At 72.3% G+C, this 18,402-nt stretch carries 20 protein-coding genes; 4 read left to right on the top strand and 16 right to left on the bottom strand.

From position 1 onward, the window contains the following. Nucleotides 1–10 precede the first annotated feature (10 nt). Nucleotides 11–871, bottom strand: coding sequence for an NAD(P)H-binding protein (locus tag E4V99_RS16030; RefSeq protein WP_135117827.1), 861 nt, complete (start codon nucleotides 869–871; stop codon nucleotides 11–13). Between the two features lie 106 nt (nucleotides 872–977). Between E4V99_RS16030 and E4V99_RS16035 the strand changes: the two genes are divergently transcribed. After that, a complete protein-coding gene (locus E4V99_RS16035) occupies nucleotides 978–1,697 on the top strand; it encodes a WYL domain-containing protein (RefSeq protein WP_135117828.1) in 720 nt (239 codons plus the stop codon). A gap of 8 nt (nucleotides 1,698–1,705) precedes the next feature. Here E4V99_RS16035 and E4V99_RS16040 read toward each other — a convergent pair whose 3' ends face one another. The 13 genes from E4V99_RS16040 to E4V99_RS16100 all read right to left on the bottom strand — a co-directional run bounded on the left by E4V99_RS16040 (nucleotide 1,706) and on the right by E4V99_RS16100 (nucleotide 14,096). Then, nucleotides 1,706–2,554 (bottom strand): phospholipase, encoded by an 849-nt coding sequence (locus E4V99_RS16040; protein ID WP_245233216.1) that lies wholly within the window; start codon nucleotides 2,552–2,554, stop codon nucleotides 1,706–1,708. 299 nt (nucleotides 2,555–2,853) lie between these two features. Beyond that, nucleotides 2,854–3,351 carry a DUF427 domain-containing protein gene (locus E4V99_RS16045; RefSeq protein WP_135117830.1) on the bottom strand — a complete coding sequence of 166 codons (498 nt, stop codon included), beginning with the start codon at nucleotides 3,349–3,351 and terminating at the stop codon, nucleotides 2,854–2,856. 6 nt (nucleotides 3,352–3,357) lie between these two features. After that, nucleotides 3,358–5,037: a glucose-6-phosphate isomerase gene (gene pgi, locus E4V99_RS16050; RefSeq protein WP_135065604.1), complete on the bottom strand. Its 1,680-nt coding sequence runs from the start codon at nucleotides 5,035–5,037 to the stop codon at nucleotides 3,358–3,360. Nucleotides 5,038–5,052: 15 nt separating this feature from the next. After that, nucleotides 5,053–5,928, bottom strand: a complete 876-nt coding sequence (locus E4V99_RS16055; RefSeq protein WP_135065601.1) for an NAD(P)H-hydrate dehydratase — start codon at nucleotides 5,926–5,928, stop codon at nucleotides 5,053–5,055. Further along, on the bottom strand, nucleotides 5,912–6,694 hold the full coding sequence (locus E4V99_RS16060) for a histidine phosphatase family protein (RefSeq protein WP_135065599.1): 783 nt from the start codon (nucleotides 6,692–6,694) through the stop codon (nucleotides 5,912–5,914). Before E4V99_RS16060 ends, E4V99_RS16055 begins: the two co-directional genes overlap by 17 nt. 55 nt (nucleotides 6,695–6,749) lie before the next feature. Continuing rightward, on the bottom strand, nucleotides 6,750–7,931 hold the full coding sequence (locus E4V99_RS16065) for a PQQ-dependent sugar dehydrogenase (protein WP_245233217.1): 1,182 nt from the start codon (nucleotides 7,929–7,931) through the stop codon (nucleotides 6,750–6,752). A gap of 52 nt (nucleotides 7,932–7,983) precedes the next feature. Continuing rightward, on the bottom strand, nucleotides 7,984–8,772 hold the full coding sequence (locus tag E4V99_RS16070; RefSeq protein ID WP_135117831.1) for a siderophore-interacting protein: 789 nt from the start codon (nucleotides 8,770–8,772) through the stop codon (nucleotides 7,984–7,986). Nucleotides 8,773–8,815: 43 nt separating this feature from the next. Beyond that, nucleotides 8,816–9,568, bottom strand: a complete 753-nt coding sequence (locus E4V99_RS16075; protein ID WP_135117832.1) for an ATP-binding cassette domain-containing protein — start codon at nucleotides 9,566–9,568, stop codon at nucleotides 8,816–8,818. A gap of 1 nt (nucleotide 9,569) precedes the next feature. Beyond that, complete coding sequence (locus tag E4V99_RS16080; RefSeq protein WP_135065590.1) at nucleotides 9,570–10,556, bottom strand: iron chelate uptake ABC transporter family permease subunit; 987 nt, start codon at nucleotides 10,554–10,556, stop codon at nucleotides 9,570–9,572. After that, the gene (locus tag E4V99_RS16085; protein ID WP_240742858.1) at nucleotides 10,553–11,527 is read right to left on the bottom strand and encodes an iron chelate uptake ABC transporter family permease subunit; all 975 of its coding nucleotides are present in this window, start codon (nucleotides 11,525–11,527) and stop codon (nucleotides 10,553–10,555) included. Before E4V99_RS16085 ends, E4V99_RS16080 begins: the two co-directional genes overlap by 4 nt. A 52-nt stretch (nucleotides 11,528–11,579) precedes the next feature. Next, on the bottom strand, nucleotides 11,580–12,608 hold the full coding sequence (locus E4V99_RS16090) for an ABC transporter substrate-binding protein (RefSeq protein ID WP_135117833.1): 1,029 nt from the start codon (nucleotides 12,606–12,608) through the stop codon (nucleotides 11,580–11,582). A gap of 134 nt (nucleotides 12,609–12,742) precedes the next feature. Further along, the gene (locus tag E4V99_RS16095) at nucleotides 12,743–13,573 is read right to left on the bottom strand and encodes an SDR family NAD(P)-dependent oxidoreductase (protein ID WP_135117834.1); all 831 of its coding nucleotides are present in this window, start codon (nucleotides 13,571–13,573) and stop codon (nucleotides 12,743–12,745) included. 40 nt (nucleotides 13,574–13,613) lie between these two features. Beyond that, a complete protein-coding gene (locus tag E4V99_RS16100; protein WP_135065581.1) occupies nucleotides 13,614–14,096 on the bottom strand; it encodes a pyridoxamine 5'-phosphate oxidase family protein in 483 nt (160 codons plus the stop codon). A 313-nt stretch (nucleotides 14,097–14,409) separates the two neighbouring features. Here E4V99_RS16100 and E4V99_RS16105 point away from each other — a divergent pair, with 313 nt between their 5' ends. Together E4V99_RS16105 and E4V99_RS16110 are read left to right on the top strand one after the other, a co-directional pair. Further along, nucleotides 14,410–16,173, top strand: a complete 1,764-nt coding sequence (locus E4V99_RS16105; RefSeq protein WP_135117835.1) for a thiamine pyrophosphate-dependent enzyme — start codon at nucleotides 14,410–14,412, stop codon at nucleotides 16,171–16,173. A gap of 13 nt (nucleotides 16,174–16,186) precedes the next feature. Beyond that, the gene (locus E4V99_RS16110) at nucleotides 16,187–16,753 is read left to right on the top strand and encodes a dihydrofolate reductase family protein (protein ID WP_135117836.1); all 567 of its coding nucleotides are present in this window, start codon (nucleotides 16,187–16,189) and stop codon (nucleotides 16,751–16,753) included. Between the two features lie 10 nt (nucleotides 16,754–16,763). Here E4V99_RS16110 and E4V99_RS16115 read toward each other — a convergent pair whose 3' ends face one another. Then, a complete protein-coding gene (locus E4V99_RS16115; protein ID WP_135065572.1) occupies nucleotides 16,764–17,153 on the bottom strand; it encodes a nuclear transport factor 2 family protein in 390 nt (129 codons plus the stop codon). A 53-nt stretch (nucleotides 17,154–17,206) separates the two neighbouring features. Further along, nucleotides 17,207–17,914 carry a CoA pyrophosphatase gene (locus tag E4V99_RS16120; protein ID WP_135065569.1) on the bottom strand — a complete coding sequence of 236 codons (708 nt, stop codon included), beginning with the start codon at nucleotides 17,912–17,914 and terminating at the stop codon, nucleotides 17,207–17,209. 83 nt (nucleotides 17,915–17,997) lie between these two features. Between E4V99_RS16120 and E4V99_RS16125 the strand changes: the two genes are divergently transcribed. Beyond that, entirely contained in the window at nucleotides 17,998–18,381 is a 384-nt protein-coding gene (locus tag E4V99_RS16125) for a thioredoxin family protein (RefSeq protein ID WP_240742857.1), read from the top strand. Nucleotides 18,382–18,402 lie beyond the last annotated feature (21 nt).

The following is an 18,402-nucleotide window of genomic DNA, read 5'->3' on the forward strand; positions in this document are numbered from 1 at the left end:
GGTCGCCGGGTCACGCCAGGTTCGCCGCCGCCCATGCCCGCAGGCTCGTCGGTGTCGTGGTGAGGACCGAGCGCGGCTGTTCGGGGACGTACCCGTCGCGGATGCCCGCCGTCATCAGGACGATGGCCTCCACGTGCGCATCGGGCAGCCCGACGCCCCGCAGTTGTGCACGCACGTCGTCATCACTCACCTGCTGGGGCTCCACGCGGTGTCCGAGGACGCTCTCGAGGACGCCGGCCACCTCCCGGAACGAGAGGTCCTCCGGGCCCTGCACGCCCAGGACGTGCCGTCCCGACCAGCTCCGCGAGAGCAGGCGGCCGGCTGCCACCGCCGCGATGTCCTCCGGCGCGACCCACGGCAGGGGGCGGTCGAGGTCCATCGCGGTGGTCAGCACGCCGGCGCCGATGGAGTCGAGGTCCATGAGCAGGTTGGTGAAGAAGTAGCCGCAGCGCAGGTGGGTCACCGACGCGCGCGTCGCCTCCAGCGCGACCTCGGTGGCGGCCAGTCCGTCGATCTCGCCCACGCCGTGCCGCTTCTCGGCTCCCCCACTGGATTGGAACACGACCCGGTGGATGCCGTTCCCCTCGACCGCCGCGGCGATGTTCCGCGCGGCCACCGCGTGCGCCTCAAGCGGATCCCGGTCCATGCCGGTCGGACTCACCCAGTACACCGCCTCCAGCCCGCGCGTCGCCTCGGCCACGGCGTCCGCGTCCCACGCGTCCATCCGCGCGGTGTCGACATGCTCGGCGATGTCGCCCTCCAGCGTCGCCGGATCCCGCAGCAGCGCGCGCGGACGCTCCCCGGCCTGCACGAGCAGACGCAGCAGGTGCTGCCCCACGTGCCCCTTGGGCGTCGTCACTCCGATGGTCATCGGTCCAGGTCTCCTCTCCGGTGTCTCCTCCACCGCCGGCCGGCGGACGGCTCCACGCTAGAACCAGATGTGGCCGCATCCTGACCGCGATTCGTAAGATGGCGCCGTGGCCGACGTGACCGAGCGGATGCTGCGCCTGCTGGCGACCCTGCAGGGCGGGGGCTCGTTCTCGGGCGAGGATCTCGCGCGGCGGCTGGGCGTGAGCCCTCGCACGCTGCGGCGGGATGTGGACCGGCTCCGCGCGTACGGGTATCCCGTCATGACGCGGCCGGGCCCCGGCGGGCACTACCGCTTCGCCGTGGGGCAGCGCCTGCCGCCGCTCCTCCTGGAAGACGACGAGGCCGTCGCGGTCGTGATCGGCCTGGCCGCCCTCACCGCCGCCGGGCCCGCACACCCGGGCGCACTGGCGGATGCGGCCGGACGCGCCTACGGCAAGGTCGACACGCTCCTGCCCGCACGGTTGCGCTCCCGGGCCGCGGCGCTGCGCACCACGATCGAGGCCGAGCGGGCGCCGGCGCCGGAGGTCTCCGCCCGCACGCTGGGCACCCTCGCCGAGGCGATCGCCGCGGGAGAGATCGTGGCCTTCGACTACCGCGACGCCGGGGGCCGCCCGAGTGCCCGGCGCGTGGAGGCCCACCGGCAGGTGAGCATCGATCTCACGTGGTACCTCCTCGGCTGGGACCTCGGCCGTGGCGACTGGCGCGTCTTCCGGACCGACCGGATCGCGAATCTGCTGCGCACCGGAGCCCATCACGCCGGGCGGGCGCTGCCCGCCGAGACCGCCCTGGAGTTCCTGCGCTCAGGCCTCAGCCGCGCCGCACCGTGACGCGCCGCTCAGTACCAGTTCGTGGCCTGGGAGTGCCCCCACGCGCTGCACGGCGCCCCGTACGCCCGCTGGATGTAGTCCAGCCCCCACGCGATCTGGGTCGCGGCGTTGGTCTGCCAGTCGGGGCCGGCGGCGGCCATCTTGCTGCCCGGCAGCGCCTGCGGGATGCCCGTGGCCCCGCTGGAGGCGTTGTACGCCTGGTAGTTCCAGTTCGATTCCTTCTCCCACAGCGACACGAGACAGGAGAACTGGTCGCCGCCCCACCCGTAGCGCTCGGCCGCGAGCTGCTGCGCGTACGCGCGCGCACCGGCGGGCGTGTTGACCGCGGCCAGGAGCTCCGCCCGCCGCTGCGCTTCGGCGGCTGCCGCGGCCTCGGCCTGACGCTGCGCCTCGGCGGCGGCCTCCTCGGCGGCCTTCCGGGCACGTGCCGCCTCCAGCGCCTGGGCGACCTCCACGGTCCGGGCGTCCACGGCCTGCGCATGCGCGCCGGCCTCCTCGGCGAGGGCGGGGAACAGCAGCACGGGGACGAACGTCGCCTCTTCGAGTCGCTCGACAGCGTCGCTCAGCGCGGTCGTGTCGATGGCCGGCTGACCTTCCAGCTCGAGGCCGGATGCGGTGACCTCCGCCTGCAGGTCTTCCGCCGACTCCAGCGACGTCTGGGCGGCGGAGAGGGCGGCTGCCGCATCCGGGGCGCTGATGGCGACGGTGTCGATGTCGGCCGTGAGCGCGGGCGTGAGGACTGCTGCCGTGGGCGGGGCGATCGGTCCTTCCGACGCGTTCTCGGCGGCGACGGCGGCGACATTCGTCGTGCCGAGGATGCCGAGCACGGTGCCCAGGCAGGCGCCGACGCCGGCCACGAGGCGACGGGAGGGACGACGGGCGGATGTGTGCGGAGAGCTGGAATGCATGGAGCTGGAACGCATGGAAAGAGGGCCCTTCGGATCGCGGGCGCGCCGCAGCCGCGTGCCTGTTCGGGTCAGGCAGGCGGCGTCCCGTCGATCGACCGGCCGCTCCGGGTGCGGCGGGCGCGCCGAGTCGGGGTCGGGCGCGAGCGTGCCTCTTCGGGTGAGGCACACACCGAGTCTGCGCGGCTGGTCTGGACGGTTCATCCGCGTTGCCTGGGCGCCGCGTGTACGACCTCAGTTCCCGACCGGCGTCACCAGCCCATCGATCCGGGCGTCCCCTTGAACGGACCCGCGACGTCGGGGGTGATCCAGCCGCCGTAGAAGCCACCGGGCTGCGGCACCACCTCGACGCCGTCCACCGTGCAGTGGTCCATGGGCGCGGCGTACACGGCGACGCGGCCGCGGAGGAGCTCGTAGCCCGCCGACGGCTCCGGGTAGTACCACGCCGCGCCGCGGCGCACCTGCCCGCCGCCGGTGACGTCGAAGTAGCGTGCCGCGCCCTTGTACTCGCAGAACGACGACCCTTCCGCCGGCGCGAGCGTGCCGGGGCCGAACGCGTCGATCGGCACGTAGTACACCGGCGGATGGCTCGTCTCGAGCACCCGCACGACGTCATCCGTGTCGACGAGCGTGTCGCCGCCGAGTTCGATGCGCACGCGCCGGGCGGTGCGGTCGACGCGTGGCGGACGCGGATAGTCCCACACCGATTCCTGCCCCGGACCGGGGGGATCAGGAGTGGGACGGTGCATCGCCGCTCACGGCCGCTGGGAACGGTAGTACGCCAGGAGCGAGCGGGTGGAGGCATCCTGCGCCTGCAGCGCCTCGGCATCCCCTTCGATCGCGGGCGCGATCTGCAGCGCGAGCTGCTTGCCCAGCTCGACGCCCCACTGGTCGAAGGAGTTGATGCCCCACACGATGCCCTGCGTGAAGGTGATGTGCTCGTACAGCGCGATGAGCTGGCCCAGCACGGAAGGGGTGAGGGCCGGGCCGAAGATCGACGTGGTCGGCCGGTTGCCGGGGAAGGTGCGGGCGGCCACGAGTGCCCCGGTGGTCCCCTCGGCCTCCACCTCCTCGGCGGTCTTGCCGAACGCGAGAGCCTTGGTCTGTGCGAGGAAGTTCGCCAGGAACAGTCCGTGCACGTCGCGGCCGTCGTCCTGCAGCGGATAGGCGGGCTGGGCGAACGCGATGAAGTCGGCGGGGATCAGGCGCGTTCCCTGGTGGATCAGCTGATAGAACGCGTGCTGGCCGTTCGTGCCGGGCTCTCCCCAGAACACCTCTCCCGTGTCGGTGGTCACTGGGGTGCCGTCCCACCGCACCGACTTGCCGTTGGATTCCATCGTGAGCTGCTGCAGGTACGCCGGGAACCGGTGCAGCTGCTGCGCGTAGGGCAGCACGGCGTGCGACTGCGCGCCGAGGAAGTTCGTGTACCAGATGTTCAGCAGGCCCATGAGCACCGGCACGTTGCGCTCCAGGGGCATGGATGCCACGTGCTCGTCGACGGCGTGGAAGCCGGCGAGCAGTTCCCCGAACGCATCGGGCCCGAGCGTGATGGCCAGGGAGAGACCGATCGCGCTGTCGACGGAGTAGCGCCCGCCGACCCAGTCCCAGAAGCCGAACGCGTTGGCGGGGTCGATCCCGAACTCGGCGACCTTGTCCAAGGCGGTGGAGACGGCGACGAAGTGGTGCGCGACGGCGTCGGTGCGGGATGCGTCGGTGTCGTCGATCGCGCCGGCCTCGGCCAGCTGCGCCCACAGCCACTCGCGGGCGAGGCGGGCGTTGGTGAGGGTCTCCAGCGTCGTGAAGGTCTTGGACGCGACGATGAACAGCGTCGTCTCCGGGTCCAGGCCGGCCGTCTTCTGAGCGACGTCGGTCGGGTCGATGTTGGAGACGAAGCGCGCCTCGATGCCCGCGTCGGCCAGGGGCTTGAGCGCCTCGTAGACCATGACAGGACCGAGGTCGGACCCGCCGATGCCGATGTTGACGACGTGCGTGACCTTCTTGCCGGTGACCCCCCGCCACTCCCCCATCCGCACGCGGTCGGCGAACGCGGTGAGCCGGTCGAGCACCTCGTGCACATCGGCGTCGATGTGCTGGCCGTCGACGACCAGTTCGGGGCTCGCCCCCGCGGGGCGGCGCAGAGCCGTGTGCAGCACGGCACGGTCTTCGGTGGTGTTGATGTGCGCGCCGCGGAGCATGTCGGCGTACCGTTCGGCGACGCCGGTCTCCTCGGCCAGCTGAACGAGGGAGGCGAGGATGTCGTCGGTGACGAGGTTCTTCGACAGATCCACGTGCAGGTCGCCGAGCGTGTGCGTCATCCTCTCCACGCGGCCCGCGTCGGTGGCGAACCAGCCCCGCAGATCAGGGGTGAAAGAGTCGCGCGCCGCGCTCAGGCGACTCCAGGCGGACGTGGACGTGGGGTCGACAGGTGCACTCACCCCTCCACGCTAGCGTCAGGAGACCTCGCGCAGGGCGAGCGGGAGTTCGGCTGCCAGCTCGCGGGCGAGGAAGCCCAGGCCCAGCCGCTCGGTGAGGCGGTCACCGGCCCGTGCATGCACCCAGCTCCCCCAGACAGCGGCCTGAGCGAGGCCGGTGCCGCGTGCGGCGAAACCGGCGATCGCCCCGGAGAGGACGTCACCGCTGCCCGAGGTGGCAAGGCCAGGGCCGCCGCCGTGGATCCGCCATGTCGCGCCGTCGGACGCGGCCACCACGTCGTAGCACGTCACGACAGCGCGGTAGCGTTGTGCGACCTCCGCCACGACGGGGGCGAGATCATCGCGCAGGTCGGCGCCGGGCTCGCCGTCGCGAAGGATGGCCAGCTCGTCCCGGTTGGGGGTGAGCACGAGCGCGTCGGGCAGGAGCCCCCGATCGATTCCGGGGAGCACCCCGAGGGCGTACGCGTCGAGCACGAGGCACCGCGGACGTGCGTCGGCGATGGCCAGCAGCGTGTCCCGGGTCTCGTCGGCATCGTCGAAGCCCGGGCCCACGAGGACGGCGTCCGCGCGCGCGAGAGTGTTCCGGGCGGAGTCGTCGAAGGCGTCGGAGGCGTCGTCGGGCAGCGCGTAGACCGCCGCCTCGGGCAGCACCGCCCCCAGCTGGGCGTCGATCGACCCGGGCGCGAAGACGCCGAGGCGCCCCGCGCCCACGCGCAGCGCCGCCTCCCCTGCGAGCATCACGCCGCCGGGAGTGCGCCGGGAGCCGCCGACCACGACGACGTCCCCGCGGGCCTTCTTGTCGTCGCCGGGGTCGGGGAGCCCCCACGCCCTCAGCCGCTCGGGGGTGACGGTCTCCGGCCGGCGCGCCGCATCCGCCTCATTCCGGTCGGACATCGGCGCTCCTCGCATCGGGTGCCACCGCCGGGTCGTCGGGCGTGCCCACGGGTCCCTCGTCGTCGGGCGTGCCCGGATGCACCGTCACGTCGGCGCCCTCCTCCTGCAGGTGACTCACATCCGCGAACGCCGTCACGCCCCACAGGCCGTCGCTGAGATCCAGGCGCGTGACGGAGGCGTTGAGCACCGGATGGGCGGCGGCGAAGTCGAGGAGCTCCTCCTCCTGCAGATTCCGCAGCAGGCAGGTGATCAGGGTGACGATCGCGTCGTGCGCCACGATGAGCGCCGATTCCTCCGGACCCGACATCAGATCGCGCAGGAACGAGCGCAGCCGCAGCGCGACATCCGCCCACGACTCCCCGCCGGGCGGGCGGTGGTAGAACTTGCCGAGGTGTCGTCGCCGCTGCGCCTCCTCCGGATGCAGCCGCGCGACGCCGGTCGTGGTGAGCAGGTCGAGGATCCCCAGCTCCCGGTCGCGGATGCGCTCGTCCACGCCGACGACGACGGGTTCGTCCCCGAGTGCGAGGGCGAGGGTCTGCCGCGCGCGGAAGTACGGCGACACCCAGTACGCCGCGATGTCGTCGCGGTGCTCGTCCAGCCATCGCCCGAGCGCGACGGCCTGCTCCTCCCCGGTCGGCGAGAGCGGCACGTCGGCGTCGCGGATGTCCAGCGGGATCCGCTCCAGTCCCTCCCGCTCGGCACGCGTCGCGGCCACGTTCCCCACGCTCTCGCCGTGGCGCACGAGCCACAGAGTCCTCATCGGCATCCGCCCAGCGTAGGAGTCGGGCACCGGCGCGCGCCGGGGGTTGCGCTGGGGCCCCTCACCCCTCAGCCTGCGTCAGCGGCACGCGCAGGAGGCGATCGTCGCCGTCGACGGGCGATCCGCGGCCGTCGGTGTTGTTCGTCAGCAGCCACAGGTCGTCGCCGGCGACGACGGCATCCCGCATCCGCCCGTACTCCCCCGTCCACAGCGCCACCGTGTTCCCCGCGAGCGCGTCGTCGGCGATGTCGAGCATCCACACCCGCTCTCCGCGCAACCCGGCGACGAACACCGTGCTCCCCGCGGCCGCGAGGCCGCTGGGGCTCGCCTCCGACGGCTCCCACGCGAGGATCGGGTCGACGTACGCCGCATCCCCGGCGACCCCCTCGTGCACGGGCCACCCGTAGTTGCCGCCGGCCACGATCCGGTTGACCTCGTCGTACGTGTTCTGCCCGAACTCGCTCGCCCACGTCTGCCCGTCGGCGGTCCACGCGATCCCCTGCACGTTGCGGTGCCCGAGGGAGTACACGCGGCTGTCGAACGGGTTGCCCGGCGCTGCCTCCCCCTCCGCCGTGAGACGCAGGATCTTGCCCGCGAGGGATGCCGGATCCTGCGCGGCGTCGCGCAGGCCCGCGTCGCCGGTGGTGACGTAAAGGAAGCCGTCGGGCCCGAAGGCGATGCGGCCGCCGTTGTGGGTGCTCGCGCGCGGGATGCCGTCCAGCACCATCTCGGGTGCCCCGAGCCCGCGGCTCCCGGCGTCGCCGGTCAGCGGCATCCGCACGACGCGGTTCTCGGTCTCGGCACCGTGGTAGGCGTACAGCCACGTCTGCTCGTCCTGCTCGCGGACGGCCAGGCCGTGCAGGCCGCCCTCCCCGCCGGGAACGACGCCGGGGATCCGCCCGACCTCGCGCACGCTCCCGTCTGCGCGGATCTCGGCGACCGCGGCCGTGTCGCGCTCACTGACCAGCTGCGTGCCATCGGGCAGGGGCACCACCGACCACGGCGCATCCAGGCCGGTCGCGACCACCGCCGGCTCGGCACCGGGCCGGGTGTGCGCCGCCGGTGTCGCCACGACCTCGCGGTCGGGGCCGGGCGTCACGGTCACCGGCGCGGGCGCTGCCCGCTCGGGGACGGCGGCGCATCCGCCCGTGAGCAGGACGATCGCGAGCGCCCCGGCGGCGGCAGACCCGCGGAAGGACATCGGGACCACGGACGGACGGACGAACCTGCCAGGCGCTGCCATGCCCCCACGCTACGACGGCACGCTGCCGCGCGGGCCGATGCGGCGCCGGCGATCAGTGCGGCGCGTGGAAGGCGGCGTCGCCGCGCTTCCAGTACCCCTTCACGACGATGCGGGCCGGGTCCAGGCCCCACCGCTCGACCGCGAGGGCACGCCCTGGTCGCACGACCGCCTGCTCGGCGGCGATGAACGCGAACACGTCGCCGCCGGGGCGGTCGGCGGCATCCATCGCGTCCAGTCGCGCCGCCAGCGCCGTGCCGCCGACGGCGTCACCCCGGTGCACGTACGACACGGAGACACCCGCGGGCGCGTCGATGGGCAGCTCGTGCGCGGCGTCGGGCACTTCGATCAGCACCGTGCCCACGGCATCCGCCGGCATGGATGCGGCGAAGCGGCGCATCGCGGGCACCGCGGTCTCGTCACCGGCGAGGAACCACGCGTCGGGCGTGCCCTCCAGCACCATCGAGCCGCGGGGTCCACCCACGCCCACCGGCGCTCCCAGCGGCGCGGACGCGGCCCACTCCGCCGCGACGCCGCGCTCGCCCTCCGCGCCGTGGATGGCGAACTCCACGTCGAGCCATCCCTCGCCCCAGGCCAGCGGCGTGTACTCGCGACTGGGAGCGGCACGCATCTGCTCGACCGTGTCGACGGGGCCGCCCGGGAAGAACAGGCGCATGTGGTCATCGCACCCGAGGGAGGCGAAGCCGCGCAGATCGTCGCCCTCCACGCGCACGCGCACGTACGCGTCCGTCACCCAGTCCCGCCGCGCGAGCACCGCCGAGCGGAACCGCAGGTCGAGCCCGCGGCGCGCGAGCGTGAAGGCTGCCGAGTGCACATCGGTCATCGTTCCATCCTCATCCATCGGGTGCAGCCCTCGCGGCCGCGCATCATTCCCACAGCACGACCCGGCGGCCGTCGAGCTCCACCACGTGCGCGGGCGTGTCATAGAGCGCCTCGAGCCGCTCCGCGGTGATCACGTCATCCACGGGTCCGTGGTGCACGACGGCACCGTCGCGCATCGCCACGATGTCGTCGGCGTAGCAGGCGGCGACGTTGATGTCGTGCAGCACGACGACGATCGTCATGTCGCGCTCGGAGGCGAGGCGGCGCATGAGCTTCATGAGGCTCACGCCGTGCCGGGGGTCGAGGTTGTTCAGCGGCTCGTCCAGCAGCAGGTGGTCGGTGTCCTGGGCGAGGGCCATCGCGACGAACGCGCGCTGGCGCTGTCCGCCGGACAGCTCGTCGAGGAAGCGCGTGCGCACCGCCTGCAGATCCAGCAGCTCGATCGCCGACTCGACGTGCACGCGATCCTGCGGCGAACGGCCCGATCCGCCGTGGGGGAATCGGCCGTAGGCCACGAGGTCTTCCACGCTCAGGCGGATGGCGAGGTGGTTGTCCTGCCGGAGGATCGCGAGCCGGCGGGCGATCTCACGCGAGCGGGTGGTCGCGACGTCGCGGCCGTCGACCGTGATGACTCCCCCGTCGGTGCCGATCAGCCGGCCGATCGCCGCCAGGAGCGTGGACTTGCCCGCACCGTTGGGGCCGATGATCGCCGTCAGCCCCGTCCCGATGTCGAGGGTGACGTCGTCCACGGCGACGAGCGCGCCGTGGCGCTTGACGACGGATGCGGTGGTGATCATGTCAGCGGGCCCTTCCGGTGAGGACGAGGAGGAGGAAGAAGATCCCGCCGACGAATTCGATCACGACGGGCAGTTCGGTGCCGAAGCCCAGCAGGCGGTCGAGGATCAGCTGGCCGCCGACGAGCGCGATGACCCCGATCGCGATCGTCGCAGGGATGCTGCGGGAGTGGCGATGGCCCACGGCGGAGTAGGCGAGGTTCGCCACCAGCAGGCCGAAGAAGGTCACCGGCCCCACGAGCGCGGTCGAGGCCGCCACGAGCACCGCGATCACGACCACGACGTGCATGACGGTGCGACGGTGGTCGACCCCGAGGGAGATCGCGCGATCCTCCCCCAGCGACAGGACGTCCAGCGCGCGGCGGATGGGCCACAGCGACGCCAGCGCGCACACCACGAGCACCGCGGTGGGGGCGAGGAGCTCCCGCTCCACGGCGGTGAAGCTCGCGAAGACGAGGTCCTGCACGATCGCGAAGGTGTCGGGATCGAGGAGGCGCTGCAGGAATGCGGTGACCGAGCGGAACAGCACTCCGAGCACGAGCCCGACGAGCACGATGACGTGCAGGTCGAGCCGGCGCCGCTGGAAGAGCCATCCGTACAGGAGCACGACCACGACGGTCATGAGCACGAGTTCGACGAGCCAGGAGGCCAGCGGGGGCGCCGCCAGCAGCACGGTGGGGCCGAGGACGAACGCGGTCACCACCTGGATCGCCAGGAACACCGCGTCGAAGCCCATGATCCCGGGGGTGAGGATGCGGTTGGCCGTGATCGTCTGGAACAGCACCGTGGCCACGCCCACCGCGGTGGCGGCGAGGGCCATGCCCGCGACGGTGCGGCCGCGCAGCCCCAGGGCGTACTCCCACGCGCCGGGGAGATCGGTGAGCACGTAGATGCCCGTCACCCCGACGGCCAGGACGACCAGCAGCCCCAGGCGCCACGGACCGCTCGTCCATCGCCGCAGCCCTCGCCGGCCCGGCAGAACCGCCCTCACCGTACGACCTCGCGTCGACGACGGGCGGGCGTGCGGCGGCGGGTGCCCGCCGTGTCGGCCGGGCGGGCGGTGCCCAGCAACATCCACAGGAACACGACGCCGCCGACCACGCCCATGACGACGGAGATGGGCAGCTCGTAGGGGAACCGCACGACGCGCCCGATGATGTCGCACAGGAGCACGAGCGCAGCGCCCAGGAGCGCCACCAGCGGCACGGCACGCCGCATGTTGTCTCCGATGAGGCGGCTGACGATGTTGGGGGCGATCAGGCCGAGGAAGGGCAGCGCACCGGTGACGACCATGAGGATGCCGGTCACCACCGCGATGATGCCCACGCCGAGGGCCAGCACGCCGCGCGTGTGCAGCCCCAGCCCGCGCGCGGTGTCCTCCCCGAGGCCGGCGAGGGTGAAGCGATCGGCGGCGAACCACGCGATCGCCGCCGCCGCGGCGGCGAGGAAGAGGATCTCGTAGCGGCCGCGCAGCACGGTGGAGAAATCGCCCACGCCCCAGCTGAGGAGCTCCTGCAGCGCGTCCGTGCGGTACGCGATGAACGTGGTGACCGCGCCGATGACGGCGCCGTAGAGGAGGCCGACCACCGGGACGAGGACGCTGGAGCGTGACGGGATGCGGCGCACGAGCGCCAGGAAGCCGGCGACCCCGGCCAGCGCACCCACGGAGGCCACGACCGCCTTGGCCCACAGCGGCAGGCCCGGTGTCGTGAGCAGGACCGCGAGGAGTGCGAGGCTCGCCGCATCCGTCGCGCCCGTGGTGCCCGGCTCGACGAAGCGGTTGCGCGTGAGCAGCTGCATGATCAGGCCCGTGATGGCGAAGGCGGCGCCGGCCAGGATGAGCGCGACCGTGCGGGGAACCCGGCTGGCGAAGAGGATGAACGCGTCGAGCTCGGCGACGCCCACGAACAGCGAGACCGTCGCGAGGGCGGCGACGCACACCACCCCCGCGACGATCAGCACGGTCGGACGACGGTTCAGCGGACCGCGTCCTTTTCGCGTCGGCGGACCGGGGTCACGACGCGACCGCTTCCTCGACGGTGTCCAGGACGGCGGAGATCGCGGTGAGACCGTTGATCACGATGTACAGCTCGCCGGCGGGCAGCAGCACGATCCGGTCGTTCTGCGCCGCCGCGGTCCGCTCGACCAGCTCGTTGGCGAGGGTCTCCTCTGCACTGCCGCCGTCACCCGTGGCCGCGCCGCGGTCGAAGGCGAAGATCCACTCCGGGTCGGCGGTGAGGAGGAACTCGTTGGTCACGGAGTCGCCGTGCGGCGATCCCTCCGCACCCGGCAGCTCGGCGGCGGGGACGGCGGGGGTGAATCCGAGCTCGTCGAAGAACCACCCGAAGCGGGAGCCCTCGCCGAACGCGCTGTACTCCCCGCCGGAGACGGCCAGGACGAGAGCACTGCCCGACGCCGCGGCGGCGAGCGCATCGATGCGCTCCTCGATCTGCCCGGCCAGCTCGGCGACCTCGTCCTCTCGGCCGAAGATCTCACCCAGCTGCGCGGCGCGCACGAGGCCCGCGGCGGGGTCGAAGGTGCCGCCGGGGGTACCGGTGAGGTCGATCGTCGTGGCGATCTCGGACAGCTCGTCGTACTGCCCGGTGCTGCGGGCCGCCGTCACGATGAGGTCGGGGCCCAGTTCGGCGACGGCCTCGAAGTCGGGCTCGAACAGCGTGCCGACCTTGGGGAGGTCGGCGTAGTCGGACAGGTAGTCCGGCAGCACGACGTCGGGGATCGCGACGACGGCGTCGCCGGCGCCGATGGCGTCCAGGGTGTCGAGCGTGGCGATGTCGAACGTGATGACGGCCTCGGGCTCGCGCGGCACCTCCACGGCGGCCCGCTCGGTCGAGGGGTCTTCACGGTAGGACGATTCCCCGTCCTCCTCCACGAGCACGAGGGTCGGCTGCGCGTTGTCGACCACGACGGTCTCCGCCGCATCCGCGGGAGCGGCATCCGCGCTCGGGGTGGAGCAGGCGGTGACGACGAGGGCGAGGGCGGCGAGACCGGCGAGCGGCGCGGCGGAACGGAGTCGAGAGGTCATGAAGGTGAGGCTACCCTAACCTCTCGCCTCATCCCGTCGCCGCGGCACCGGCCGGTGCCCCCACACGGCCCGTGTGCACGGCTCATTTCCCGGCACGACGTGGGACGATTCCGCGACCGACGCGGCGGCAGTCGTTACCCTTCCGTTATCCCGACCATGGCGGCGCTGCGATCCCACAGCATCTTCGCGAGCGCCGGATCGTCGGCCAGCCGGCTGGTGCGCGCCACGCGGTTGTTCGCGTAATACTCCCCCGGCCGCCAGTCCACGCCGGGCTTGCCCATCGCGAGCCACGTCAGCCGCGACCCGCCGATCTCCGTCGAGGTCAGCACGCGCTTCATCACCGGATTCGTGTAGAGGAAACGCCACGATCCGACGGATGCGGCAGCGAAGCCGCTCGCAATGGCGCCCGGGTGGAACGCCACCGGGTGGATCCCGGCATCCCCGTAGCGACGGTGCAGTTCCTTCGTGAACAGGATGTTCGCGAGCTTCGCATTGCCGTACGCCGCGCCCGGGGAGAACCGGCGCTCCCCCTGCAGATCGTCGATGTCGAAGCGCGCGAACCGGAGGGCCGCCACGCTGGAGGTCTGGATGACGGTCGCACCGCTCTCCCGCAGCCGATCCCTCAGCAGGTTCGTGAGCAGGAACCCGCCCAGGTGGTTCACCTGGAAGGTCAGCTCGAACCCGTCGCGGGTCACCGTGCGGTCTCCGAAGATCCCGCCGGCGTTGTTGGCGAGCACGTCGATGCGGGGATAGGACTCCGTCAGCACGGCGGCCAGTTCCCGCACCTGCGACAGATCGCTGTAGTCGGCGACGTGCCAGGGTGCGTCGAGAGCCTCCGCCACCGTCCGGGTCTTCTCCGGATCGCGACCCACCACGACGACGTGCTCACCCGCCTCGCTCAGCTGCCGGGCCGATGCCGCGCCGATCCCGTCGCTGGCGCCGGTGATCACGATCGTGCGCGCCATACCGCCCCCTCTCGAGCCCCCGGCAGATGCGCGCCCGGCCTCACAGGTCGATCTTCTCGTTCTCGCCCTCCATGCGGTCGCCGGTCACCTTGTGCTTGACGAAGGCGACGAGGCTCGCGACGCGGCCGCCGGGGCTGTCCCAGTACTCCGCGCTGTCGGCGTCCACCTTCAGCAGCACGATGTCGGGGTCCTCCGGCCCTTCCGGGAACCACGCCTCCAGTCCCGCGTTCCACTGCTCGCGCAGTTTCGCGTCATCCTCCACGACGTGCGCGGTGCCCGACAGCGACAGCCACGAGTCGTTGCTGCTGAACGAGACGCCCACCGTGGGGTCGAGGCGCACGTGCTCGACCGCGGAGGCCTTGCGGCTGATGACGAACCACAGGTCGCCGTCGAATTCGGTCTCCTGCACGGTCAGCGGATGGGCCACGAGCTTGCCCTCGGCGGTGCGGGTGGTCACCATCGCGAAACGGAAACCCTTCAGCAGCTCGTTCAGCTTGGTCAGTTCAGAGGTATCGGCGGTCATGGGAGCCTTCCTTTCGAGGATCGGACCCGTCCATGCAATCCCGCGCGCGCCGGCGCCCGCGAGCCGTTGACATCCGGCGCGATCCGTGCGGCGGAGGGAAGCCCGGCACCGGTCGCGCGGCCGCGTTCCCCGGATCAGGAGATGTGCCCGAATCAGGCCCGATCCGGCCCCATCCGTCCTGATTCCGGCGATTCTCCTGAATTCGGGCACGATGCGGATGGCGGGAGCGACCGGCGGCAAGCCCTGGACGAGAGGGTGCCCGGCACGAAGACTGAGTGCAGCGGGCGCGCCGCGCATGCAGGGAAGGGCCACTGTGGCAGACAACGTCGCCGAACAACTGATTCAGCAGCTCCAGGATGCGGGGGTCACGCGCATCTACGGCATCGTCGGCGACTCGCTCAACCCGATCGTCGACGCCGTGCGCCGCACCGGCGGCTCCGCCGAGGGCGGCATCGACTGGATCCACGTGCGCAACGAGGAGGCTGCCGCCTTCGCCGCGGCCTCCGAAGCCCAGCTCACGGGGAACCTCGCCGTGTGCGCGGGCAGCTGCGGGCCGGGGAACCTCCACCTCATCAACGGGCTCTACGACGCGCATCGCTCCGGTGCGCCGGTCCTGGCGATCGCGAGCCACATCCCGACCGTGGAGATCGGCTCGGGCTACTTCCAGGAGACGCACCCCGAGCGCCTGTTCACCGAGTGCTCCAACTACTGCGAACTGGTCTCGACCCCCGAACAGTCGCCGCGCGTGGTGAACTCCGCGATCCGCCACGCCACCGGCGGATGCGGGGTCGCCGTGGTCGTGCTGCCGGGCGACCTGGCCGCGGACAAGGCGGCCGGCGCCGCCCCGCCCTTCGTCCCCGCCCGCCGCGGACGGATCGCCCCGCACCCCGTCGACGTCGAGAAGCTGGCCGCCGCGATCGCCGAGGCCGAGAAGATCACGCTCTTCGTCGGCGACGGAGCGCGCGACGCCCGCGAGCAGGTCCTCGCGTTCGCCGGCCACCTGCAGGCGCCGATGGGGCACACCCTGCGCGGGAAGCCGTGGATCCAGTACGACAACCCGTTCGACGTCGGCATGTCGGGACTCCTCGGCTACGGCGCGACGGACTGGGCGATGAAGGAGGCCGACCTGCTGATCCTGGTGGGCACCGACTTCCCCTACGCCCAGTTCTTCCCCGACGGAGAGCACGTCGCGATCGCGCAGATCGACGCGGATGCGACTCGCCTGGGCCGCCGGGCAGCCGTCCGCCACCCGGTGCACGGCGACGTGGGCCGCACCCTCGCGGCGCTGCAGGAGCTCCTTCCCGCCCGCACCGACCGGACGTTCCTCGACTCGGCGCTGGCCCGGCACCGCCGAGCGCTGGAGGACGCCGTGGCGGCGTACACGGACTCCGACGACGCGCCGATCCATCCTGAGCGCGCGATGACCGCGATCGACCGGGCCGCCGCATCCGCCGCCGTCTTCACCGCCGACACCGGCATGGGCAACGTCTGGCAGGCCCGCTACGTCACCCCCACGCGCGACCGGCGGCTCCTCGGCTCGTACGTGCACGGATCGATGGCCAACGCACTGCCCCAGGCCATCGGCGCGCAGTTCGCGCATCCCGACCGGCAGGTGATCGCGATCGCCGGCGACGGCGGCCTGTCGATGCTGCTGGGCGAGCTCATCACCGCCGCCGCCTACCGCCTGCCGATCAACGTCTTCGTCTTCAACAACTCCACGCTGGGCCTGGTGAAGCTGGAGATGCTCGTCAACGGCTACCCCGATTTCGGCGTCGACGTGCCGATGGTCGACTTCGCCGCGCTCGCGGGGAGCCTCGGGTTCCTCGCGCAGCGCGTGACCGATCCCGCCGACCTGGATGCCGCGATCACCACCGCTCTCGCCCATCCGGGCCCGGCGCTGGTCGACATCGTCACCGACCCGAACGCCCTCTCGGTTCCGGGGACCGTCACCGCCCAGCAGGTCACCGGGTTCGGGCTGTCCATGGCCAAGCTCGTCCTCGGCGCGGAGCAGACCGGGGGCCTGCGTCAGGTCGTCGACACCGCCAAGAGCAACCTCAAGCACCTGCGGGGGCTGTAGCGAAGGGAACACGATGGACGACATGCCGCCGCAGTCGGCGACCGGCAAGGTGCTGTGGCACTTCACGATGTCACTCGACGGATTCGTCGCGGGACCCGGGCACACGATGGAGTGGATGTATGGAATCCACGATCGCCCCGGCCTCATCGACGAGTACACCTCCACCACCGGCGCGGTCCTGGGCGGGCGCGACGGATGGGAGGCGTACCCCGACGCGTCGGCGACCTACGGCGGGCAGTGGCAGGGGGCGACGTTCGTGCTGACGCACCACCCCGAGGATGCCGCGCCGTCGGCGGGCGTCACGTTCCTCTCGTGCGACGTGGCAGAGGCCGTCGCGATCGCGCGCGCGGCAGCCGGCGGCAAGAACGTCGAGGTGCTCTCCCCCTCTCTCGGGCGTCAGCTGCTCGAACGGGGACTGCTGGATGAGATCGACATCCACATCGCCCCCGTGCTGCTGGGTGACGGCATCCGCCTGTACGACAACCCCGGCGGGCAGCCCGTCCCGCTCACGCTCGTGAACGGCGACGCCGGGCGTGTCACCGTCGACGTACGCTACCGGCCGGTGCCCTCACCCGGATGAGCGCTCCGGCTCACAGCTCGACGCTCTCCTCGGCCGGAACCGGGGTCTGCTGGTACAGCGCGAGGCGCCATCCGCCGTCCTCCCGCACGTAGACGCTCGTCATGACCGCGTCGAAGGGCGGGCCGCCGGATGCCCGGAACGCCCGGCCGCGGTACACGAACGCGGCGGAGTCGGGGCCGAGGCCGATGAGCCGCTCGTCGGTGATCTCGTACGCCGACCACGCCGGCGCATCATCCAGCGACGCCACGACGGCGCCGCGGTCGAGCACCGAGCCGTCGGCGAGCACCATGACGGCGTCTTCGGTCATGACGGTGCCGTAGAACTCCCCTCCCGTGCCATCGCACAGGGCGGTCCATCCCGCATGCTCGAGCCGGAGGAGTTCGGTCAGATCGATCGCCATGCCTCCGAGTTTCCGTGACGGCCCGCGCCGCGCGCAACCGGTCGGGAGCGAGATCAGCGCGCGTCGACCGGCAACGGCAGCGGCACTTCGCGCGACCGGTCCCACGGCTCGGTCCAGCCGAGCCGGTCGAACAGACCATCCAGCAGCATCCCGGTGAAGCCCCACACCAGGTGCCGCTCGCCCGTCTCGTTCGGCAGGAGGAACGCCGGCGCACGCCACTCGCGTCCCTCCGCCCGGCTGACCGTCACGCCGCGGTGGGCGGGATCCAGCAGATCCGCCACAGGCGCGCGGAACACGTCCGCCGATTCCGCGTCGTCCACGACGTGCACGGGAGAGGGATGCCGCCACCATCCGAGCACCGGGGTCACGACGTGCCGCGAGTACTCCAGCGGGATGGGTTCCAGCGCCCCCAGCACCTCCACTCCGGCAGGATCCAGGCCCGTCTCCTCCTCGGCCTCGCGGAGCGCGGCCGCGATCGGTCCGTCGTCGCCCTCGTCGATCCGGCCGCCGGGGAACGCCACCTGCCCCGGGTGCGAGCGCAGCGTCGTGGCGCGCGAGAGCAGCAGCACGTCGAGGTCGCGGGAGACCGCGCGCGACTGCGCGTCGTGGTCGCTGGCGCGTGCGTCCAGCACGCCGAAGAGGATCAGCACGGCGGCAGGCCTCGCCGCGAACCCGTGCTCGACCGGCTGCGCCTCGGTCACCGACCGCGCGAGCGAGACCAGTTGGGACCGCGCGCTCAGGGCGGCGTGATCGGCGCTCATCCGTTCAGCGTACGACGACCGGCCGACACGCAGGCGACTGCCACCTCATCGGCGGCTCCGGCGGTGGAATGCTCCCCGTCCCCGTGGCGTTGCTCCTCACGATGGAGAAGACGGACGGATCGGGATCGGTGGCGCTCGAGCTGTACTCGACGTCGTTCTGCGGCGCGTGCCGGCGCACGCGTGCGGTCCTGGACCGCGTGCGCCAGCTGCTGCCGGAGATCACCGTCATCGAGCACGACGTCGCGTTCGAGCCCCACCTCGCCGAAGCCCGGGGCATCCGGTCCACCCCGACCGTTATCGTCCGCGGGGCCGGCGGCGCCGAGACGATGCGCGCGGACGGCGTCCCCACGATCGACCACGTCCTCGTCGCCGTCGCCCGCGCGATGGATGCGGCGAGCGCGGGAAGTCACGGCGCGCTCCCAGCTTCGCGGGACCAAAACAGCGGGGTGCATCGTTCTCCCCGGTAGACGCCGCAGCCAGCGCCGTCA

The sequence above is a fragment of the Microbacterium sp. dk485 genome (assembly GCF_004570445.1).
GTDB lineage: Bacteria > Actinomycetota > Actinomycetes > Actinomycetales > Microbacteriaceae > Microbacterium > Microbacterium wangchenii.

Excerpts from the sequence above, each read along its gene's own strand:
- E4V99_RS16030 (WP_135117827.1), bottom strand. The coding sequence starts at position 871 with ATGACCATCGGAGTGACGACGCCCAAGGGGCACGTGGGGCAGCACCTG.
- E4V99_RS16045 (WP_135117830.1), bottom strand. The coding sequence starts at position 3,351 with ATGCACCGTCCCACTCCTGATCCCCCCGGTCCGGGGCAGGAATCGGTG.
- E4V99_RS16055 (WP_135065601.1), bottom strand. The coding sequence starts at position 5,928 with ATGTCCGACCGGAATGAGGCGGATGCGGCGCGCCGGCCGGAGACCGTC.
- E4V99_RS16060 (WP_135065599.1), bottom strand. The coding sequence starts at position 6,694 with ATGCCGATGAGGACTCTGTGGCTCGTGCGCCACGGCGAGAGCGTGGGG.
- E4V99_RS16065 (WP_245233217.1), bottom strand. The coding sequence starts at position 7,931 with ATGGCAGCGCCTGGCAGGTTCGTCCGTCCGTCCGTGGTCCCGATGTCC.
- E4V99_RS16070 (WP_135117831.1), bottom strand. The coding sequence starts at position 8,772 with ATGACCGATGTGCACTCGGCAGCCTTCACGCTCGCGCGCCGCGGGCTC.
- E4V99_RS16075 (WP_135117832.1), bottom strand. The coding sequence starts at position 9,568 with ATGATCACCACCGCATCCGTCGTCAAGCGCCACGGCGCGCTCGTCGCC.
- E4V99_RS16090 (WP_135117833.1), bottom strand. The coding sequence starts at position 12,608 with ATGACCTCTCGACTCCGTTCCGCCGCGCCGCTCGCCGGTCTCGCCGCC.
- E4V99_RS16095 (WP_135117834.1), bottom strand. The coding sequence starts at position 13,573 with ATGGCGCGCACGATCGTGATCACCGGCGCCAGCGACGGGATCGGCGCG.
- E4V99_RS16100 (WP_135065581.1), bottom strand. The coding sequence starts at position 14,096 with ATGACCGCCGATACCTCTGAACTGACCAAGCTGAACGAGCTGCTGAAG.
- E4V99_RS16110 (WP_135117836.1), top strand. The coding sequence starts at position 16,187 with ATGGACGACATGCCGCCGCAGTCGGCGACCGGCAAGGTGCTGTGGCAC.
- E4V99_RS16115 (WP_135065572.1), bottom strand. The coding sequence starts at position 17,153 with ATGGCGATCGATCTGACCGAACTCCTCCGGCTCGAGCATGCGGGATGG.
- E4V99_RS16120 (WP_135065569.1), bottom strand. The coding sequence starts at position 17,914 with ATGAGCGCCGATCACGCCGCCCTGAGCGCGCGGTCCCAACTGGTCTCG.